Source organism: Streptomyces sp. NBC_01267 (assembly GCF_036241575.1).
In the GTDB taxonomy this organism is placed as follows: domain Bacteria; phylum Actinomycetota; class Actinomycetes; order Streptomycetales; family Streptomycetaceae; genus Streptomyces.
In genome coordinates this window covers 7,524,508-7,544,964 of sequence record NZ_CP108455.1, presented here as the reverse complement: position 1 = coordinate 7,544,964, position 20,457 = coordinate 7,524,508, and the positions used below count along the sequence as shown (strand labels likewise).

The following is a 20,457-nucleotide window of genomic DNA, read 5'->3' as shown; positions in this document are numbered from 1 at the left end:
ACCGACGGGTCTGCCCGGCATGCGCAGGGACGCTGCCTCCTCCGGGAGGGAGCAACCCTGCACCTACTGAGGGGAGTCGAGCGATGGTACCGCCACCGTTCGTTGAGGGAGCGTTCCAGGAGGATGGCGCGGTGCAGGAGCGGGATCCGCATGTGTATGACGCCGAGCCGTGCTACCCGCCCGTGGGCGGCAGCATCGGAGCGGGCTGGGCTGCGGCCGTCGCGACCTTGCCGACCGGCGGAGTCGTACTGGCCGTGGACGGCCCCGCATTCGCCGGATGGGACGCAGTCGCGACCGGTCTGTCCACTGCGCTGAGCTCGCTGGGCAGACCGGTGGATCTGCTGGATCTGCGCGCATGGTTCGCGCCCTGGGAGAAGATCGCGGCAGGAACCGCCCGCGACACCCTGGCCGACGACCCGGACTTCGCCGCCCTGGAGACCAGGATGCTGGCCGACTTCTTCGACGCGCTGCCCCAGCCGGAGCAGCGGCCCGGATCGGTGCTGGTCGTCTTCGGGCCGGGCGCAGCCCTCGTACAGCACGACGTGTTGTGGTACGCGGATCTCCCCAAGCGCTACGCCGAGGAAGCCGTCTCCGCTGGAAGAGGGTCGAATCTGGGCCGGCCCGAAGGTGGTGGCCCGGCGACGAAGCGACGGTTGTTCTACATCGACTGGCCGGTCCTGGACCGGCACCGCGATGCCATCGCCGCGGACATCGCCCTGTGGGCCGACGTCCAGGCTCCCGACCGGCCCCAGTGGCTGGACGGCCCGACCCTGCGGCGCAGTCTGGCCGCATTGGCTGGGCGCCCGTTCCGTACCCGACCGACCTTCAACTCGACTCCGTGGGGAGGACATTGGGCGCAGAACGCACTCGGCTTCCATCGGCAGCAACCCAACACCGCTCTCGGCTACGAGCTGATCGCACCCGAGAGCGGTGTTCTGCTCGGGGAACGCGGCGGCGGCCAGGTCGAGGTCCCCTTCCAACTGCTGGTGGCCCGGCATCCCGAGAGCGTCATGGGCGAGCAGGTGCATGCCGTGTTCGGCACCTCGTTCCCGATCCGCTTCGACTACCTGGACACTCTCGGCGGCGGCAATCTGTCGGTGCACTGCCACCCGCAGCAGGACTACATGAGGGAGGTCTTCGGCTGGCCCTACACCCAGCACGAGACCTACTACATGATGGTGAGCGAGCCCGGCAGCCGGGTTTTCCTGGGCCTCAACGCCCACACCGACGTCGAGGAGTTCCGGCGCGACGCGCACGGTGCCCACGACCACGGTCGCGCCATCACGATGGACGATCACGTGCAGAGCTTCCCGGCCGACCTCCATCAGCTGTATCTGATACCGGCCGGCACTCCGCACGGAAGCGGCGAGGGCAACGTCGTACTGGAGATCAGCGCCACTCCCTACCTGTACAGCCTGCGCTTCTACGACTGGCTGCGGCGCGGCCAGGACGGCACCCGACGGCCGGTGCATGTCGAGCACGCGTTCAACAACCTCGACACGGAGCGCACCGGGGAGCGGATCGCCGAGGACCTGGTCCAACAGCCGCGCACGCTGCGCCAGGGGTCGGGTTGGCGCGAGGAGACCATCGGGAGTCTCCCGGAGATGTTCTTCGATGTGCGGCGTATCGCCCTGGAGGCGGACGAGGCGGCCGACGACGACACCGCAGGCAGGTTCCATGTGATCAATGTGGTGGAAGGCGAGGGCGTGTTGCTGGAGACCGAGGACGGCCACCGTCACACCCTCGCCTACGCGGAGACCTTGACCGTCCCCGCGGCAGTGGGCCGCTACACCCTCCGCCGGCTGGGCTCCGGTCGGGTCCGCGTCGTCAAAGCACTGGTCCGGTGACGTCCCGGCGCCCAGCCCGGCCGGCCGGCCTCAGCGCCTCCTGGATCCCCGCACTGGACGTCGGTGGTACGCACGTGACGGCGGGGATGGTCGACCTCACGACGGGGCAGGTCCGCACCACGGACGCGTCGCGCCGTCCGGTGCCCCCGAACGGCTCCGCGGAGCAGATCGTGGACGCCATCGCGGAGGGCGCCCTCGGCCTCGGCGCCGGTCCGGGCAGGAGCTGGGCGATCGCGATGCCCGGCCCCTTCGACTACGAGCGGGGCATCGCCCATTTCCACGGGGTGGGCAAGTTCCAGTCCCTGTACGGGCTGGACCTGCGCGCGGAGTTGATGGCGGCGCTGCCCCGGCCCTCGGCCATCACGTTCGTCAACGACGCCGACGCCTTCCTGCTCGGAGAGCACTGGGTGGGCGCGGCCCGGGGCCATGAACGCGCGGTCGGGATCACACTCGGAAGCGGTGTCGGCTCGTCCTTCCTGGCGGAGGGCGCAGTCGTCGACCAGGGGCCCACCGTTCCCCCGCAGGGACGCGTGGATCTCCTGACCTACCGGGGTCGGCCGCTGGAGGACGCTGTCTCCCGGCGAGCGATCCGCGCCGCTTACGCGCGGGCGAGCGGGCTCGCGGACGTGCCCCTCGCCGACGTCAAGGAGATCGCCGACAGGGCGCGCGCCGGTGACCTGGTGGCCCGTCGGGTCCTGACCCGCTCCATGAGTGTCCTGGGCCGGGCGATCGCGCCCTGGCTCGCCCGGTTCCGGGCGACCGTCCTGGTGGTGGGCGGATCCATCACCGGCTCCTGGGACCTGATCGCCCCGCCGCTGCGCACCGTGATCGGCGTGCCACGACCGCTCCGGTCCACCGGCTTCGTCCTGCTCCCCGCTGCCCGTCCCGTCCAGGCGCCGCTGCTGGGAGCCGCCCTGTGTCTGGCTGCCGAGGCGACTCCCCCGCACTTGGCCCGTCGTCTCCGCAGGTGACTGGGAGAGCGGGCCGGCGCGTGCACCGCGGACACAGCCAGAACCCGATGGCCGTGGTCAGGGAAGGCGCCCGCGCCGGGCTTCCGCCCGTCAGGCGCCTTCCCTCGTACGGCTACTGACTCCTGGTGCAGCCGGCGGAGGCCGCTCCGACCTTGAGCGTGACCGGTGTGCCACGGACGTCGCCGAGCCGGCTGCTCGTGACGGGCGTGATGGTGACGGTGCCTGCGGCCTTGGCGGTGACCTTGCCGTTGCGGTCGACGACAGCGACGTGCCGGTCGCTGCTGGTGTAGGTGACCGACGGCACGAGCGGCAGGATGCGGTCGGTGCCGTTCTTGGTCACCTCGTCGGTGCTGACCTGGTCGGCGTCGGTGGCGTCGAGGTCGGCACGCAGGTTCAGTCCGTTGTCGAAGTTGTTGTCCTTGATCAGGACTCCGGAGGAACCGCGGTAGGAGAACAACGAGGTGGTGTACGGCGCGGCGGAGGCGAGGGCGCTCACCTCCGTGGTGGTGCCCGGTGCGGGGCAGAGGTTCCCGGCCTGAGCGGTGACCGCCGTCCTGCGGTCGAGCCGGAAGACGTCATTGCGCTCGAAGGTGATGCCGCCGACGCTCTTGGCGTCGAGGAGCCGTACGTCGCCGATCCTGAAGTCGTTGTCCTGGATCCGGATGTTGCGGTGCACCGGATTCGCCGCGTCGACGACCTGGTTGGTGGGTTCGACGAAGATGACCGGGTCGGCCGGGCGCAGGAAGGTGTTGTTCTTGATCAGGACATCGCGGACAGGTCCGGACTCGTACCACTGGTAGGCGTCCGAGGAGATGAAGATGCCGGCCATCTGCGTGCCGTCGAACACGTTGTCCTGGATCACGACCGGCCGCCTGGTGGTGACCAGCACACCGCGGGTGGGGATGTTCCGGAACGTGTTGCCGGCGATGTCGACGGTCGGCGTGTATGTGGTGTTCTCCACCACGAAGTTGCCCGCGGTCACCGCGGCCGGGACGGCCTGGTCGAAGGTGACCGTCATGGTGGTCAGGGGCTTGCTGTGGTCCTGCCCCGAAGGGCCGTCGACCGACACGACCTCGGCCGAGGCGCCCGGAACGGCCGCCATGGTCCGCTTGTCCACGATCTCGACCTGGTCGCCGGGGTGGAACTGCGGGAAGCCCGCGGTCTGGGGGTGCTCGTACGCGAGGGTGAGGGTGTTCGGCGCGGGGTGGCCGGTGACCTCGACGTAGGTGCCGTGGATGTTGATCGCGTCGTCGTGCGCGCCGTCGAAGAGGTTGTTGGTGACGCGCACGGTGCCCTTGACGCCGGACATCTGCACGAAGTCGGCGAAGCCGGCCGTGCTGCGCCCGGTGGCGGGGTCGGTTCGGAATTCGTTGCCGTCGATGGTGATGTTCTCGCTCATCTGCCCGAGGAACCCGAACCCGTGCAGATAGCGCGCCTTCAGACCGCGCACGGTGACGTCCTTCGACTCCCAGAAGAACGCGGACGCGGTGTCCCGGGTGTCCTCACGCATCTGGTAGACGAGCCCGCGGTCGGCGGGGACCTTCGTGTCTGCATACTCGATACGGAGCTTGTGGCCGCCCAGATCCGTCATCGAGGTCACGCCGGAGAACAGCGGATTGGCGCCGCGCCAGGTGCGGTCGGCCGCCGGGTCGTGGATCTGCGTGTAGCTCATGCCGTTGACGCCCGACCAGTACGGCTGACCGGTGGCCGGGCTGTTCTCGCCGCGCCAGGTGACCTGGTTGCCGGCGACCGAGAACGGGCTGCCCGGCGGGATGCTCAGCACCCGGTACGCGTGACCGTCGGCGACGCCCGTCTCGCTGACGGTCGCGTCGACGACTTTGGGCGCGGTCACGTCGAAGCTGAAGTTCCGGACGGAGACGTTCTGTGACCGGATGGCCGCGAACGTGGTCATCAGCCCGTGGAACTGCAGATGCGAGCCGCCGCCGTCGATGGTGACATCGTGCATGTCCTCGACAAGGATGCCGATCCGCTTGTCCCGGTACCTCTGGTCGGCGCCCACGGTGTTGGACAGGTACACCTCCCGTACTTCCGCCTGTTCGGGATAGATCTGGTACGTACCGTGCGGGAACAGCACCCGTACCGGCCCTCGGACCGTCCTGGCCCGGCGCATGGCCTTCGCCACGGCTGCGGCGCTGTCCCGTTTGCCCGTGGGGTCGGCGCCGTACCGCGTCACATCGACAACGGTCTCGGCGGTCGTTGCCGCGGTCGCGGCCGACAGCGGCGCGACCAGGGAGGCGACCACGGCGCCGACGAGCATCGCTGCCCACAATCTGGTGCGACCGCCCTTGCGTGGCGGTCGCCGCTCGGCACCTGTCGGTGCCGGCGGAGGGTCGACGCTCCGTCGCACGCGTGGAGACCGGACTGGTTCCTTCTGAGACCTACGGAAGATCACGAGCGTCACATCCAAACGGAAGCAAACATCACTCGACAGTTCCGCACATTTGAGCGTCGCGTTCCCCGCGCGTCAAGACCTGTTGCGGGATTGGGGAAACAGGAATGGCCGGGCCGGCGCCGAAGGGCGCCGACCCGGCCATTCCGGTGGGGCCGGTCAGTCCGTGCCGAACTCCATCGCGGCACGGTCCAGCAGCTCGTCGTCGTCACGGGAGACCTCGCCGCGGGACGCGATGGCCTCGGCGCCGCCCTCCGGCAGGGCGCCGATCAGCCCGGTCGCGGCTGCCTGCGCTGCACCGATGGCGGGGTTGGCGGTACCGATCAGGCCGAGCCCGGCGTACTGCTCCAGCTTGGCGCGCGAATCGGCGATGTCGAGGTTACGCATGGTGAGCTGGCCGATCCGGTCCACCGGGCCGAACGCCGAGTCCTCGGTGCGCTCCATGGACAGCTTGTCCGGGTGGTAGCTGAACGCCGGGCCCGTGGTGTCGAGGATCGAGTAGTCCTCACCACGCCGCAGCCGCAGGGTCACCTCGCCCGTGACGGCCGTGCCGACCCAGCGCTGGATCGACTCGCGGACCATCAGTGCCTGCGGGTCCAGCCAGCGGCCCTCGTACATCAGCCGGCCGAGGCGCCGTCCTTCGTTGTGGTACTGGGCGAGGGTGTCCTCGTTGTGGATCGCGTTGACCAGGCGCTCGTACGCGGCGTGCAGCAGCGCCATGCCGGGCGCCTCGTAGATGCCGCGGCTCTTGGCCTCGATGATCCGGTTCTCGATCTGGTCCGACATGCCCATGCCGTGCCGGCCGCCGATGGCGTTGGCCTTCATCACCAGGTCGACGGCCGAGTCGAACTTCTCACCGTTGATCGTGACCGGGCGGCCCTGGTCGAAGCCGATCGTCACGTCCTCGGTGGCGATCTCGACCGAGGGGTCCCAGAACCGCACGCCCATGATCGGGTCGACGGTCTCCACGCCGGTGTTCAGGTGCTCCAGGGTCTTGGCCTCGTGGGTGGCGCCCCAGATGTTGGCGTCGGTGGAGTACGCCTTCTCCGTGCTGTCGCGGTAGGGCAGCTCATGGGCGAGCAGCCACTCCGACATCTCCTTACGGCCGCCGAGCTCGGTGACGAAGTCCGCGTCCAGCCAGGGCTTGTAGATCCGCAGGTGCGGGTTGGCGAGCAGACCGTAGCGGTAGAACCGCTCGATGTCGTTCCCCTTGAAGGTGGAGCCGTCGCCCCAGATCTGTACGTCGTCCTCCAGCATCGCCCGGACCAGGAGAGTGCCGGTGACGGCGCGGCCGAGCGGTGTGGTGTTGAAGTAGGCACGCCCGCCCGAGCGGATGTGGAACGCCCCGCAGGTGAGTGCGGCCAGGCCCTCCTCGACCAGCGCCGCGCGGCAGTCGACCAGGCGGGCGATCTCGGCTCCGTAGGCCTTCGCGCGGCCGGGAACGGAGGCGATGTCGGGCTCGTCGTACTGGCCGATGTCGGCGGTGTAGGTGCACGGGACGGCACCCTTGTCGCGCATCCACGCGACCGCGACCGAGGTGTCGAGGCCGCCCGAGAAGGCGATACCGACGCGCTCGCCGGTGGGCAGGGAGGTGAGGACCTTAGACATGGGAAGAGTATGCATCATCTCGCATGACCATGCAAAGCCGGTCGGTGGCGGTGCCCGGACGGGCCCCCGACGCGGGGACCGGCCGGCCTTCGCCGCCGCTACTGCCGCGGCTTCTCGACGTCCGCGCGGATCGCCCGCATGATCGGGGCGACGTCAGCGGCCGTGAAGCCGACCTTGGTATTGGTGCCGTCGCCCTTGATGATGAGGCTGACACTCGCGGCGGTCGTCGCGGTGAACCAGGAGCAGCTGGTGACCGCCGTGGTGAGCATGGTGTTCCGGACCAGGATGGTGTTGCAGATCGCGCGGCCACCGTGCGGCCCGGGACCGGTGTCGATGGCGCTGGTGGTGATCCGGTCACCGGCACCGTCCACCTTGACGGCCGGGGCCTTGTCGAGGGCGTCGTGCAGACGGCCGGGGTCGAATCCGGTCCCGGTGACACCGTTGTAGAAGATCCACGCGCCGTCCGCGCGGTCGTCGTAGTACGCGTGGACCGGTGTGCCGGAGATGCCGAGCCGTTGGGCGGTCTGATGGAGATCGCCGTTCACCTTCTGCACCAGGTCGGCCGACGGCTGCCCCTGCGCGTACCCGGCCGCGGACTGCGGGGCGCCGAGCACGTACGAGGTGCCGCCCGCCGCGCTGCCGCCCGTCCCGCCTGCCGCGCTGCCACCTGCCGTCGCGCCGGCGGGGGTGGCTCCCGTGGTGGCGCCGCTCCGGGAGGCCGGGCCGGCCGGGGCGGCGGCCGAGTGCCCGGAAGGGCCGCAGGCCGACATGAGGGCGCAGGTCGCGGTCAGTACGGCCACGGCCGATGTACGTGTGTGCGGAGAGATGGGACGGGCCATGTGCGGCCTCCTCGGGAAACGGGACGGACCCATGTACGGCATGCGGAACCAGGGCCGACACCAGCCGGAACCCTGGGGCGCCGACAAGTCTGGCAGTGGTGGCGCCGCGAAGCAGTACCGCCGTACAGCGGTACTTGCCATCCCCGACAGCAGAACTGGTGCCGGGCGGTGCGTCCGTGGCACGATGACGTCCGGGCCGAGAGGGGCGGTGGGCATGGACCTCGATCCCAGACGCCTGCTGGTCCTGCACGCGATCGCGCAGAGCGGCGGACTGGCGTCGGCGGCGCGGACGCTCGGCCATACGCGGTCAGCGGTGTCCCAGCAACTGGCCGCCCTGGAGCGGGAGGTCGGCCTCCCACTGGCGGACCGCTCGGGCGGGCAGCTGGAACTCACCGCGGCCGGACGGCTGCTCGCCGTCACCGGCGAATGCATCGCCCAGGAACTCACGCTTGCCGCACAGCAGTTGATCACCGCGAACCATCAGGTGGTACGGGGTCCGGTGGCCATCGGGGCGACGTCCTGGGTACTCGCCCGGATCGCAGTACCGGCGCTGCGGCTGCTCGCCCGGTGGTTCCCGCAGGTCGAGCCGGCGTTCGTGGAGACCGGGCCGCAGGACGGGCTGCGGCAGCTGCGCCTCGGCGAGCTGGACGTCCTGATCATCACCGACGACCGGGACACGGCGTTGCCGCTGCCACCCGCGGTCCATGCGCAGGCGCTGAGCGAGGACGAGTACCGGGTGGTCGTCCCGGCCACGTGGGAGACACCGGCCGACGCCTCAGAACTCTCCGGACGCCCCTGGATCAGTGCTCCCGCCCACTCCGCGCGCGGCCGTGCCTTCGCCCGGTTCGCGAGCGCCCACGGGGTCACGCCGTCGGTGGAACACCTGGCCGAACACCTGATCACCGTCCGGGCGCTGCTGGCCGGGCAGCTCGGCGCCGCGGTCCTGCCCGCGTATCTCGCCGCCCAGCTCGACCAGGTGACGGTGACCACGCTGCCCGTGACCGGCAGCCAGATCACACGGACGCTCTACCGCACGGGCCACGGTGACACCGCCGCGGCGGCCAGGGCGGCGGTCGACGCGCTGCAGCAGGCGGCCCGTGACCACGCCGAGGCGATCACCGTCGCCGGGCTCGGCAGGGGCGACATCATCGTCCGCCCCCTGCACGACCCCGCGGACCCTGCTCCGGCGGCGCCCCGCCGGCCCCCGGCCGCCCCCGCGCCACGGGACGGGCAGCAACCGAGGGCGGCCCGTCGGCCGGACCGGGCCTGAGGCCATCGGCAGTGACCGGCACCGGTCCGGCGGCGGACGGCTCACGAACAGCCCCTGACCGAAAGGCCGTTCGCGAGCCCCCGTGCCGCGCGGATCAGCCGCTGATGCTCGGCGCGCCCGTCTCGATGTGGCCGGTGTACCGGCGGGACCAGCTGCTGTCGCCGTCGGCTGTGACGGTGAAGTCGTACCAGCCGTTCGCGAGAGACACCGCGTTGAAGTAGTCCTCGGCGGAGCCGCCCGCCGCGACCGTGTACGTCCAGGGGCCGTCCGACCGGTAGTTGGCCGAGGTGACCGTGAACTTCACCGTCGCCGAGGACGTGTTGGTGAACGTGAACCAGATGGCCTGCTTGCCGGTGTTCGGAGCGACGGCGTACCTGGCCGCCACCTCCACGTACTTCCCCGCCGTCGACGCGTCCCCGGTGAAGCGGCGCTGGAAGCGGTTCGGGCCCATCAGCGTGAAGTCGTACTTCCCCGACCCGTATCCCAGACCGATGTTGAAGTAGTCGGTCGCCGTACCTCCCGCGTCCACGGTGTACTGCCAGGGTTCCGTGGACCGGTAGGCGTTGGGATGGATGGAGAAGTGCGCGGCACTCTTCGCGGGGGCGCCCTGGTTCGACATGCCGAACCAGGCGAGGATCTTCCCGGCCGCACCGAATTCCAGCCGGTCGAGATTGGCGTTCGGCTGGTAGGGAATCGCGCGGGCCGGGCGGGTGCCGCTCTCCTGCGCGGGCAGTGCGTTGGTCTGCGGGGCCGGGTTGGGCAGCGGCGCACAGGTGCCGATCCCGATGACCTTCGCCGTCGACGGGAGGCCGGAGGGCACTCCGTACACCGGTTTGGTGAAGTCGAAGACCCCCGTGAGGTCGCCGGTGACCCTGCGGCGCCAGGCGCTGATGTTGGGGCAGGTGGCCGGGGTACCGAGGGCCGCGGTCCAGGTCTCCAGGAAACGGAGCACCGAGGTGTGGTCGAAGACCTCCGAGGACACCCAGCCACCACGGGTCCAGGGCGACATCACCAGCATGGGGACACGGAAACCGAGTCCGTACGGGACCCCGTTCAGGAACTCGCCCGCCTCGTCGGCGGGCGGCGACGGCGGGGGCACGTGGTCGAAGAAGCCGTCGTTCTCGTCGTAGTTGAGGAAGAGCACCGTCGAGTCGAACACGTCGGGGTCGGCCGTGAGCGCCCGGTAGACGAGGTCGACGAAGTGCGCGCCGTCCCCGGGCGGGGCGTACGGGTGCTCGGAGAATGCCTGGTTCGCGACGACCCACGAGACCTGCGGAAGCGTGCCCGCCAGGACATCGGCCCTGATGGCCGCCGCGATGTCGTCCGGGGTGGATCCGGTGGCGGCCGGTACGGAGGCCATGCCCCGGTCGTGGAGCGGGTCGCCGGGAGCTGCGTCGGTGAACTTCGTGAAGTACGCGAGGCCGTTGTCGCCGTAGTTGTCCTGGGCGTTCTGGTAGAGCTTCCAGCTGACCCCCGCGCGCTGCAGCGCCTCCGCGTAGGTCTCCCAGCCCAGCCCGGACTCGTCACCGCCGTCACTGCTGGAGGAGTCGACCTTGCCGCTCCAGAGGTAGGTGCGGTTGGGGCCGGTGGCGCTGAGCGTGGAGGAGAAGTACCCGTCGCAGATGGTGTAGTTGTCCGCCAGGGCGTAGTGGAACGGCATGTCGTCGCGGTCGAGATAGCCGAGTGTCCGGACGTTGCCGACACCGGACACCCAGTTGTCGAGCCGGCCCTTGTTCCAGGCGGAGTGCTGGGAGGACCAGCTGTGCGGCAGGTCTCCGTTGCACTGGGCGAGTGTCTCGCCGTCGACCCCGCCGGCCGCGGGGGTCGAGCTGAGCTTCCAGGGGTACTGACGGCCGAGTATGTTCGGCTGGTTGAACACGGACTGCCCGCCGGACAGCGAGATGCCGCTCCGGTCGCTGAAGCCCCGGACACCCTTGAGCCGCCCGAAGTAGTGGTCGAAGCTGCGGTTCTCCTGCATGAGGATCACCACGTGCTTGACGTCCTTGACCGTCCCGGTCGCGGCGTGAGCCGCCCGGCTCGCGGCCTCGGCGCGGCTTCCCGCACCCACGGGGACGACGGCGCCGGCCACCGCCCCCGCACCGAGCGCCACGAAGCCTCTTCGACTGATCGGTGTCATCCGCCTGCCCTCGCATAGGAATAAGTTGCGTACAAGTGATCGCCGTTACGGCATGTCGCGCACAAGAGTGCAGGCTCCGGAGGGACGCCAGCTAGACCCGTGCCACGAGAGCTCCGGAAAACCCGCTGAACGCCCCCGTCCGGACTTCCACCTGCCTGCCGTCCCCGACCATTCACGCACGACGTGGTTACCGAAAGGTAGCCGCGCGTGGTCATGCGGTCTACCATTCCCCTCCGACCGACCTGATGTGTAGTCAGCAACCTCACGGACAAGCCGATTTGTCACTCACTCCTGAAGGGCAGCACGCCGCACCGGTGTCCGGCCCCGGTTCTTTCCCCCCACCAGCAGGAGACACATATGCGACGCGGATCCACCGTACTGCTGTCCGTACTCGGCGCTCTGGCGCTGATCTTCGGCACGGCCCCCGCTTCCCTCGCCGCGAAGGGCGCCACGGCGCAGCCACCGCACAATCCGGTGATCTTCGTGCACGGTTACAACGCCGACCCGGGGGTGTGGGGCGCAATGATCGGCGACTTCAAGGCCGACGGTTACACCGACGACGAACTGTTCAGCTGGGGCTACGACACGCACCAGTCCGTCAACGAAGTCCTCGCCGGGCAGTTCACCGATTACGTGAACCAGGTACTGCGCACGACCGGAGCATCGAAGGTCGATCTCGTCGCGCACTCCTTCGGCAGCCTGACCACGCGCTGGTACGTCAAGTTCGACGGCGGCACCGACACGGTGGACCACTGGGTCTCCCTGGGCGGCCCCAACCACGGCACCTACCTCACCTGGGCGTGCGTGATCTGGGACCAGGCGTGCCGGGACATGTCGCCGGGCTCGTACGTACAGAACCAGTTGGCCGCCGGGGACGGGACACCGGGCGCCGTGAAGTACGCGACCTTCTGGTCGGAGTGCGACGAGGTCATCCTCCCGAACAGCAGCGTCGCGCTGGACGGCGCGGTCAATACGGATGCGGGGTGCCTGAAACACAATGACCTGCTGGGGGACGACGGAGTGTCGCGAGGAGTACGGGACTTCATCGCGGGGTGACCGCCGTCCCTGCGTGCGGCAACAGCGCGCTCCTACGCCTGGAGTTCCAGCACGTCGGCGACCACGCAGCTGATGTTGTCGGGGCCGCCGGAGCGGTTGGCCAGCGTGATCAGTTCGCGTACTGCCACGTCCGGGTCACCGACAGCGGCGAGCACCTCCCCGATCTCCTCGCTCGGCACCACCGCGGACAGGCCGTCGGAGCAGAGCAGGTAGCGGTCTCCGGGCCGGGCGTCGTGCAGGCGCATGTCCGGGTTCGCTCCCGGCTCGCCGGACAAGGCCCTTACCAGCAGCGAACGTTGAGGATGCGAACTGGCCTCCTCGGGGCTGATGCGTCCCTCGTCGAGCATCGACTGCACCAGGGTGTGGTCATGGGTGATCTGGAAGAACTCGCCGTCGCGCAGGAGGTAGGCACGTGAGTCGCCGATGTGGACGAGTGCCAGCTGCGATCCGGTCCAGAGCATCGCGGTGAGCGTGGTGCCCACTTCATCGGACGCCGGGCCGGCCGTGGCGATGCCGCGGACGGCCTGACGGGCCCGCTCTACGGCTTCTTCGAGAGTGTTGAGGAGAGTGCCCGCCGGGACCGTGTCGGTTTCGAGGCTCTTGAGTACGTCAACGGCGGCTTCGGCGGCATGCGCTCCCCCGCCGCCGAAGCCGTCAGCGACTGCGAGCAGGCGGGACCCGGCGTAGGCCGTGTCCTGGTTGCTCGCGCGGACTCGGCCGGTGTCGGAAAGGGCGGCGTACCGGATACCCAGGGGCTGGGTGAGGTCAGACATGGCTGGTTCCTTCCAGGACAGATGGTCGACGAGGAAGGTGGCGAGATCCCGCCGGGCAGCGATATCGGCCTCGGTCTGGGCCCAGAACGCACGGACCGCTCCGGCGGCCTCCGGCGCCTCCAGTTCGCAGACGTCCCGGATGCGGGCCAGCGGCATCCCGAGACGGCGGAGCCAGGCGACCAGCCGGGCCCGTTCCAACTGCTCCGGGGCGTAGAAGCGGTAGCCGGTCATCTCGTCCACCCGGACCGGGGTCAGTAGTCCGAGCCCGTCGTAGAGGCGCAGCGCCTTCGGCGACAGACGGGACGCCCTCGCGAACGCCCCGATGGTCAGCAGCTCCATGCTCGTCCCTCCCTCGTGCCGGGCCCTCGGCCCGGCCCCACCGATGCTGCTGCTTCCCCCAAGGTGAAGGTCAACCTGCCCGTTCCACGTGCGCCACGGGACGGTCCGGCCCCGAGTCCGCAGCTCTTCTCGCCTCAGTCTGACCCGGTGGGCTCGACCGACGAGTGGTGCAGCAGCCAGCCGCCGACCACGGCGGCGAATACCACCACACAAGCGGTGAAGACCAGTCCGGCGTCGCGGAGACCGATCGCGAGAGCGAGCGCGCCCACCCCGATCACAGGCAGCGAGATGCCCAGGTAGGCGACCACGAAGAAGGCCGAGGTGGTCTCCCCGCGCCGGTCCTTCGGCGTCCGGCCGGTCACCGCGGCCATCCCGGCCCGGAAGGACAGTCCCTGGCCGAGCCCCGACACCACCGCGCCTACCGCCAGCAGGGGCAGCGAGGCGGAGAGGAGGGAGCAGCCGATGAGCACCATGCCCACCACGAGTACGAAACATCCCGCGGGCAGTGCCCGCCGCACACCGACCCGGTTCACCGCCAGTTGCCCCACGGTGGAGGCGGCGAACGCCGCGAAGACCACCGCGCCCGAAACCGCCAGGTCGTGCACGCCCAGCGTCTGCGCCATGAAACTGGGCGCCACCGAGGTGAACAGGCCGAACATGGAGAACCCGGCGAACCCGGCCAGCGCGGCGGGCACGAACACTGCACGGACCTCCCGCGGCACGTGCGGCAGCCGAGGTCTCAGCGCCGGGCGGGACTCCCGGCGGGGAACGGTCTCGGGCAGCGGCAGGGTCAAAGCGATCGCCACCGCCAGCAGCCCCAGGTCGGCGAGGTACGGCAACCGCAGTGGCCAGGGTGCGTAGGCCGCCAGGATCCCGGCGAGCAGCGGCCCGCACCCCAGGCCGCCCATGTTCGCCGCGGTCGCCGCGAACCCGGCCCGCCCCCGCCGGTCCTCCGGTGCCAGTTCCATCACGGCGACGGTGGCCGTCCCGGTGAACAGACCAGCGGAGAGCCCGGAGAGCACCCGGCCGGTGAACAGCAGCGGCAGGCCGTCCTCGAAGACGAAGCACAGCGCGCTCGCCACGGAGAATCCGAGCGCCGCCAGGAGCATCGGCCGACGGCCGAGGAGATCGGAGAAGTTGCTCGCCAGGGTGAGCACGGCGATGACTCCGGCCGCATACGTCGCGAAGATCACCGTCACCATCAGCGACGAGAACCCGATGCGCTCCTGGTACAGCCCGTACAGCGGGGTGGGGAGGGTGGTACCGGCCATGCCCACCGCGAAAGTGAAGGCGGCGGCCTTGTAGTGCCAGGGGCGTCCCGGCAGCGTGCCCGTGGGTCCTCTATGCATATCGGTCACGCTAATCACCGGGGTGGCATCCCGCCCTGTCGGTGACGCATCGGGGCATCCCCTGGCCCTTCTCCGTCCCGCTGCCGTTGAGCTGAGTGTCTCTCCGACATCGGATTCGCCCTGCCGGTGGGGCAGGTCACCCCGCTGGTGATCTGAGGTGCAGCCACCGGATCGAGGGTGGGTTCCGGACCGTTGGTCCCCGACCCGGGAGGCCGCCGGGCTCGCCACCGCGCTGGGTCGTAAGGTCTCGTGCATGCAAGCAGACAGTTCTCCGGAACCCCGTTCTCTCCTGATCAACGGCACTGTCGGCGTCGGCAAGACGTCGGTGGCTGAGAGCGTGGGCGGGCTTCTCGCCGAGGCTGGGATACCGAATGCCGTCATCGACCTCGACTGGCTGCGCCGGTCCTGGCCGGCGCCTCCGGGAGATCGCTTCAACTTCGGCATGATGGTGCGGAACCTGCGCAGCATGGCCGGCAACTACCTCGCTGGTGGAGCGGCTCGGCTGGTCCTCGCCGGTGTGATCGAGGAGTTGGATGAGCGAAAGCTGCTCGGAGATGCGGTCGGCACTGAGCTCTCGGTGTGTCGGCTCCAGGTCGATTTGCCTGTCAACCACCAGCGACTCGTGCGGCGCCACGAGAACGAGCCCGAAGCGTTGCGATGGCACCTGGCCAGATCCAGCGAGCTGGCTGGGATCCTCGACCGAGCAGCAGTCGATGACTTCAGCGTCGACGCCACCACGCGCTCGATCGGCGAGGTCGCAGCCGATGTGGTCAAGAAGGTCGGCTGGCTGTGACGCCGTTGCCATGCCTGCGTCGGATCGACGGCGAAGGCAGTCAGAGCGCACGTGCGGCGGGCAGCCCGACCAGGGTGTACTCGAAGGCACGGTGATGGGGCATCAGCGGGCGCCAGGGGCGCGGCGGCAGCGGGTAGTCGTCACGCAGGACGCCCTCCGGGAGCACCCCGGTCGCGGGCGTCGGTGAGGTCTCGCCCGGATGGGCGAGGTAGGCCCAGACCCCGCTGTCCAGCGGCGCCACGGCCCCCTCGTCGCCAGGCCCGCGCCAGGGCGCGCCGGTGAGGGGATGGCGGGGCACGAGAAGGACGTCGGCGCGGGGTCGGGGCATGCGGATCCCCGGGCCGGCCAGCCCCACGGACCGGGCACCGGGCCCGCCCGGGAGGTACCGGCCGACGGCGTGGCCGAGCAGTTCGGCGACGGGGCCGGCCGGGAGGGTCACCGGGCGGTCCTCGGTGGCCGCCACGAGGTGGGCCAGTGCGACCCCGACCGCCGCCTCCCAGCGGCGGCTCCACGACCCGTCGGGTTCGACGGGTGGGACGCGGTGCTCGGCGCGCTCAAGGTCGTCCCGGTCGGCAGGCGGACCGGCGGGGAGCCCCGAGGGGCGGTGTACGACCGCGTCGGGCTCCAGCCACACCGCCAGAGGAGGATGGAGTTCCTCCCAGCCGCCGTGGTGGGTGTGGACGGGGAGGGCGACCCACGACACCGGCGCCGTCAACTCCGTGCCACACACGGTACATACGAACATGTCCAAAGAAATCTCCCTCGCCCTGATCCCCGCGAATTCTGCCTCGCCCCGGCGGAGGCGTGAGGTGGCTTCTGGCCATTTCTTTAGCCCGGCGGTCGATTCCGGCGGCGCAGCCTTCGTCGCGCACTGCCCGCATACCTGGCCGGGGCCCGCATCCGGTCGGGGCCGGCGGCGTGACTCCACGGACATGCGCGGGAGTTCGTCCGACCGGCAGGGCGTCGCTTCCGGGGTCCCGGCGGGGCCTGGCGCGCAGGAACCGGGCGCGGTGATCCCGGGTGGTTTGTTCCGTTTGCGAGGCTCGGTGGCCGCTGCCAGGCTGATGGGGCAGTCCGAATCGAGAAGGACGAGAAGGAGATGATCCCATGACTTCGGATCTCGCAACTCCCGTCGGAACAGCAGCCCTTGCTGCTGAGGTCGAGGGAATGTTGGACTCCACCGAGCCCGAAGGTGTGTACCGGGACACGCGCGAATGCGGCGGCGCCCTGCTGCTGGCCGCACTGCTGCTGATCTCGCCCCCCACTCCCCGTCCGAAGAAGGACGCCCGCTGAGGCAGAGGGGAAAACATTGGCCGAGCAGGTGCAGGGGAACAGTGTACTGAGCGCTGCCGTCGCCGATGTCGCACACGGAGTCGCGCTCGCCCTTGGCGAGGGCGGCTCCTATGCGCTGTCCGGTGTTCTGGTGGCGGACGAGGCAGTCGCGCTGGCGGCGATCCGCGTCCTGGGCGCCGACGTGCTGGCGCCCTACGCGGCGACCCGCCAGGCCGCCCGTGGCCGCGAGGACGAATCGATGGTCCGCGGGGCACTCGCCGCCTACCCCCCGGGCGCGGGCGCTTCCGACATCTCGGTATGGAACTACCAGGGGCTGGTGGAAGCCTCCCGGGTCTTTCTGCCCGGCGGCGCCTGGCCGCCCCCGCAGCCGGTCGGCGCGGAATGGGTCCGTCTCGCTCCCTGGCCGGCGCTGGCGCACCGCGCCTCGCAACTGGCGGCACTGTCCCTGCCCGGCCTGGCCCCCGCGCTCGCCGAGGCACTGGCCGCCCGTACGGATGACCTGGCCAGGGGATTCGTACGCGCCGTACGCCGGCGTGACTGGCTCCAGGCTGCGGGCGTGGGGCGCTGGCTGGCCCGTACGGACGTCCCGGCCTCTCTCGGCCTGGAGTCCGGGCTGGCGTTCGTCCGCCACATGAGCCGCGGCGACGCACGGGTGAGCCTGCACATCTCGGCCGCCCGGCGTTTCCGCGGACCCGGCTCGTGAGTGGCGCCGGACCGGCCCTCGACCACGTGGGCCGGGACCGCCCGAACCAGGGCCCTTCCCACGACCGCGTGGACCGGGAGCTGCTGGACCGGACGGCCGGGCGGGCGCTGCGCCGTATCGACGGCATGCGGCCGTCCTTCCGGCTGCCCGCGAACGTCACGACGGACGCCGATCCCAACACCACGATCAAACCGCTGGGTGAACTGGCCGAACTGACCCACCTGATCGGCGCGCTGCACCCGCTGCCGGAGATCCGTGGCCTGGCCGACGACCTGTTCGCCTTTGCCTGGCAGGAGTCCCGGCACGGCGATCTCTTCGCCGATCTCGTCCGTGCCGAGCCGCAGGCCACGTACCCCGTGGAGCTCTACGGCATCTTCGCCCGCGCCGGGCTGCGGAACGCGTCCGTCGAGGACCTGGTGTCGACCACGACGCGGCTGCGCTGCTGGCGGGTGGCCCGCGAGGATCACACCCGGACGCTCGCGGTGCTCAATGCCGAGCGGCGGATCGGTCTCCCGCCCCACACCGACTTCGACGCCGTGCTCGCCAAGACCGGACTCGGTTCCCGGCCCGAACCGTGGGCGCTGGACCGCCGGGCCGTGTACGGCATCACCCACGACGTCTTCCACCTCACCGACTGGGGACGGGCCTGCCATCGGATGCCCGCCGCGCTCGCCGACTACCTGCGGCTGTGGGTCCCGGCCTGGCTGGAGTGCTGGCTGGACGAACAACTGTGGGACCTGGCAGGCGAACTGCTCGCTGTATCGGCATGTCTACCCACCGCTCCGTACGACGCGTCGGCCTGGGAACGGCTGGCCACCGCGCAGGCACCGGACGGTGGTGTGCCCGAGTCGGGCACCGCACCACCGGCAGATGACTCCCCCGGCGACCCCGGCGACCCTGGCGAACCCGGCGACCCCGGCGAGGCCTTCAGGGCCTCCTACCACTCGACGCTGGTGACCGCCTTCGCTGCCACTCTGGCCCGCGCCGGAGCACAGCCGGCCCCCGCCCACCCGGGCCCCGGACCCCTCACGGAAAGCGAGGCGACACCGTGACCACCGCACCCCCCGCGCTCCTGCACGACGTCGGCGACCGGGCGCTGGCCTGGCTGGACGACAACCGCGATCTCTTCCGGCTGACCGAGGAGGACCGCACCACCGGCAGCTCCCTCGTCGAACGGCTCAAGCCGATCGGCGAGCTGGTGATCAACATGGGGGTGCTGTCCCGCGAGGGTGTGGCCGGGAGCCGGCAGCACGAACGGTCCACCAGCCTGCTCGACTTCGCATGGCGCGACCTCCTGGACGGCGGCAACGTGCTGGCCGGCCTCCAGTTCGACGAGCCCCTCTCGCCCGTGCCGCTGGAGATCTACGCGTGCTTCCACGAACTGGGATACCGGCACCCCGAGGTCGACAGCGGGATCGCCCTGTCCCGGCGCACCGAGAGCTGGCGGGCCCTGGAAATGCTGCCCAACCGACGGCTCGGGGTGCTCAACGCCGAACGCAAGCTCGGACTCCCGCCGAGCAGTGACTTCGGCCGGGCACTGGCCGACAGCTGGCTGGGCAGGACCCCCGAGCCGTGGACCGTGCAGCTGCACATCGCGTACGACATCACGCACACCGTCTTCCACCTCACGAACTGGGGCGAGTCGCCGGAAGGCATCCCGCCCGCCGTCGCCGACTACCTGGCGCTGTACCTGCCCGCCTGGCTGGAGGACTGGGCCGAACTCAGGCACTGGGACCTGCTCGGTGAACTGCTCGTCGTGGACGCCTGTCTGCCCCGTCCCACACTCGACGGCGAGTTGTGGGAACAGTACGCCGCGGCCCAGGCACCGGACGGAGCGATGCCGGTCCAGCAGGCCATGCCGGAGGGCGACCGCGCCGAGGTGTTCGACTTCGTGCACCATCCGACGCTGGTCGCGGCCTTCGCGTCCGCCATGGCCACTTCCCGGGCCCTGTCGGCCGGGACCGCCGCGTGAGCGACGACGACACCGCACTGCGTGAACGTCTGGAGCACGCGCTGACGGAGGTCCGAGCCCCGGATGTCGTCCTCGCCGTCACCCGGAACCGTCGCCGGACCGTCGTCAGCGGCGGCACCACCCCCGCTCCCGTGCTGCCGCGTGCGTCTCTGCGTTACGAACTCGGCTCGCTGTCCAAGACGTTCACCGGGTTGCTCCTCGCCGAACTGGACCGCTGCGGTGAACTGTCCGTCGACGACGCCGTCGCCGACCACCTGCCGCTGCCGCCCCGACTCCCCCGGTACGCGCGCCGCATCACCCTGCGGCACCTCGCCACCCACACCTCCGGACTGCCCCGCGTGCCCCGCGACATGATCGCCGGGGCGGTCCTGCGGCCGTACGCGAACGGCTACGCGCACTACGACACCGGCCGGCTGCTGCACGCCTTCGCCCGGACCCGCACCCGGCACGCCCCCGGCAGCCGCTGGCACTACTCCAACTTCGGTCTGGCGCTGCTCGGTTCGGCCCTGGAGCACGCCACCGGCACGCGATACGCCGCCCTGCTGGCGGACCGGGTGCTGGAGCCGCTGCGGCTGACCGGTGCCACCACGGACCCCGGCAGTGGTGACGGTGACGATTCCGCCTTCGGCGAGGCAACGGGCCATCGGAGCGACGGCCGCACCCCGCTGCCGCGTTCCGTGATGACCGGCTTCGCCCCGGCCGGAGCCGTCCGTGCCACCCCGGCGGATCTGCTCACGTACGCCGAGGCGCATCTGTACCCCGCTTCGACCCCGCTGGACGGTGCGCTGCGGAAGGTCCAGATCCCCCTGCTGCGGCGGGGGCCGGGGCACCGCCACACCCACACGCTCACCTGGTTCCGGCATCCGGCCCCGGGCGGCCCGATGTTCTTCCACGCCGGGGCCAGCTTCGGACAGCAGGTGTTCGCGGGGTACCACCCCGCTTCGGGCACCGGCATCGCCGGGACGGCGACCCGGCACGACCGCGCGTGCCGGATCGTCAAGACCGCGTACGCCCTGCTGTACGAACTGGGCTCCGTCACCCCGGCCGACGGCTGAGCCGCCTCTCCTTCCGGACGCCTCCGCCCGGCCGGGGCAATC

Annotated in this window: 17 protein-coding genes; 10 read left to right on the top strand and 7 right to left on the bottom strand. The window is 70.5% G+C overall.

The window, feature by feature from the left end; translation table 11 throughout:
• Positions 1 to 152 precede the first annotated feature (152 nt).
• Together OG709_RS33595 and OG709_RS33590 are read left to right on the top strand one after the other, a co-directional pair.
• The gene (locus OG709_RS33595; RefSeq protein ID WP_329169261.1) at positions 153 to 1,847 is read left to right on the top strand and encodes a class I mannose-6-phosphate isomerase; all 1,695 of its coding nucleotides are present in this window, start codon (positions 153 to 155) and stop codon (positions 1,845 to 1,847) included.
• Positions 1,844 to 2,818: an ROK family protein gene (locus OG709_RS33590; RefSeq protein WP_329168851.1), complete on the top strand. Its 975-nt coding sequence runs from the start codon at positions 1,844 to 1,846 to the stop codon at positions 2,816 to 2,818. The genes OG709_RS33595 and OG709_RS33590 overlap by 4 nt, the downstream gene beginning before the upstream one ends.
• A gap of 112 nt (positions 2,819 to 2,930) precedes the next feature.
• Here the strand turns inward: OG709_RS33590 and OG709_RS33585 are convergent, their stop codons facing one another.
• From OG709_RS33585 to OG709_RS33575, 3 genes are all read right to left on the bottom strand, one after another.
• Entirely contained in the window at positions 2,931 to 5,096 is a 2,166-nt protein-coding gene (locus OG709_RS33585) for an Ig-like domain-containing protein (protein ID WP_329168849.1), read from the bottom strand.
• Positions 5,097 to 5,387: 291 nt separating this feature from the next.
• The gene (argG, locus tag OG709_RS33580; RefSeq protein ID WP_250301590.1) at positions 5,388 to 6,836 is read right to left on the bottom strand and encodes an argininosuccinate synthase; all 1,449 of its coding nucleotides are present in this window, start codon (positions 6,834 to 6,836) and stop codon (positions 5,388 to 5,390) included.
• 98 nt (positions 6,837 to 6,934) lie between these two features.
• Positions 6,935 to 7,675: a hypothetical protein gene (locus OG709_RS33575; RefSeq protein ID WP_250301591.1), complete on the bottom strand. Its 741-nt coding sequence runs from the start codon at positions 7,673 to 7,675 to the stop codon at positions 6,935 to 6,937.
• Positions 7,676 to 7,889: 214 nt separating this feature from the next.
• On the opposite strand from OG709_RS33575, the gene OG709_RS33570 reads away from it, so the two are divergent.
• Entirely contained in the window at positions 7,890 to 8,945 is a 1,056-nt protein-coding gene (locus OG709_RS33570; RefSeq protein WP_329168844.1) for a LysR family transcriptional regulator, read from the top strand.
• A 94-nt stretch (positions 8,946 to 9,039) separates the two neighbouring features.
• On the opposite strand, the gene OG709_RS33565 is transcribed toward OG709_RS33570, so the two are convergent.
• Positions 9,040 to 11,082, bottom strand: a complete 2,043-nt coding sequence (locus OG709_RS33565; protein WP_266645473.1) for a phosphocholine-specific phospholipase C — start codon at positions 11,080 to 11,082, stop codon at positions 9,040 to 9,042.
• A 357-nt stretch (positions 11,083 to 11,439) separates the two neighbouring features.
• Between OG709_RS33565 and OG709_RS33560 the strand changes: the two genes are divergently transcribed.
• The gene (locus OG709_RS33560; protein ID WP_250301594.1) at positions 11,440 to 12,138 is read left to right on the top strand and encodes an esterase/lipase family protein; all 699 of its coding nucleotides are present in this window, start codon (positions 11,440 to 11,442) and stop codon (positions 12,136 to 12,138) included.
• Between the two features lie 32 nt (positions 12,139 to 12,170).
• Here the strand turns inward: OG709_RS33560 and OG709_RS33555 are convergent, their stop codons facing one another.
• Together OG709_RS33555 and OG709_RS33550 are read right to left on the bottom strand one after the other, a co-directional pair.
• Positions 12,171 to 13,250 (bottom strand): MerR family transcriptional regulator, encoded by a 1,080-nt coding sequence (locus OG709_RS33555; RefSeq protein ID WP_329168843.1) that lies wholly within the window; start codon positions 13,248 to 13,250, stop codon positions 12,171 to 12,173.
• A 134-nt stretch (positions 13,251 to 13,384) separates the two neighbouring features.
• A complete protein-coding gene (locus OG709_RS33550) occupies positions 13,385 to 14,608 on the bottom strand; it encodes an MFS transporter (protein ID WP_374211280.1) in 1,224 nt (407 codons plus the stop codon).
• 244 nt (positions 14,609 to 14,852) lie between these two features.
• Here OG709_RS33550 and OG709_RS33545 point away from each other — a divergent pair, with 244 nt between their 5' ends.
• Entirely contained in the window at positions 14,853 to 15,392 is a 540-nt protein-coding gene (locus OG709_RS33545; RefSeq protein ID WP_250301597.1) for an AAA family ATPase, read from the top strand.
• Positions 15,393 to 15,432: 40 nt separating this feature from the next.
• Here OG709_RS33545 and OG709_RS33540 read toward each other — a convergent pair whose 3' ends face one another.
• Positions 15,433 to 16,137 (bottom strand): hypothetical protein, encoded by a 705-nt coding sequence (locus OG709_RS33540; RefSeq protein WP_329168842.1) that lies wholly within the window; start codon positions 16,135 to 16,137, stop codon positions 15,433 to 15,435.
• A gap of 362 nt (positions 16,138 to 16,499) precedes the next feature.
• Here OG709_RS33540 and OG709_RS33535 point away from each other — a divergent pair, with 362 nt between their 5' ends.
• Genes OG709_RS33535 through OG709_RS33515 form a run of 5 tightly spaced genes read left to right on the top strand, consistent with a single transcriptional unit; the run spans position 16,500 to position 20,415 of the window.
• On the top strand, positions 16,500 to 16,685 hold the full coding sequence (locus tag OG709_RS33535) for a hypothetical protein (RefSeq protein WP_250301599.1): 186 nt from the start codon (positions 16,500 to 16,502) through the stop codon (positions 16,683 to 16,685).
• Positions 16,686 to 16,713: 28 nt separating this feature from the next.
• A complete protein-coding gene (locus OG709_RS33530; RefSeq protein ID WP_250301600.1) occupies positions 16,714 to 17,388 on the top strand; it encodes a hypothetical protein in 675 nt (224 codons plus the stop codon).
• Complete coding sequence (locus OG709_RS33525; RefSeq protein ID WP_250301601.1) at positions 17,385 to 18,440, top strand: DUF6895 family protein; 1,056 nt, start codon at positions 17,385 to 17,387, stop codon at positions 18,438 to 18,440. Before OG709_RS33530 ends, OG709_RS33525 begins: the two co-directional genes overlap by 4 nt.
• Complete coding sequence (locus OG709_RS33520) at positions 18,437 to 19,360, top strand: DUF6895 family protein (protein ID WP_250301602.1); 924 nt, start codon at positions 18,437 to 18,439, stop codon at positions 19,358 to 19,360. Before OG709_RS33525 ends, OG709_RS33520 begins: the two co-directional genes overlap by 4 nt.
• A complete protein-coding gene (locus OG709_RS33515; RefSeq protein ID WP_329168839.1) occupies positions 19,357 to 20,415 on the top strand; it encodes a serine hydrolase domain-containing protein in 1,059 nt (352 codons plus the stop codon). The genes OG709_RS33520 and OG709_RS33515 overlap by 4 nt, the downstream gene beginning before the upstream one ends.
• Positions 20,416 to 20,457 lie beyond the last annotated feature (42 nt).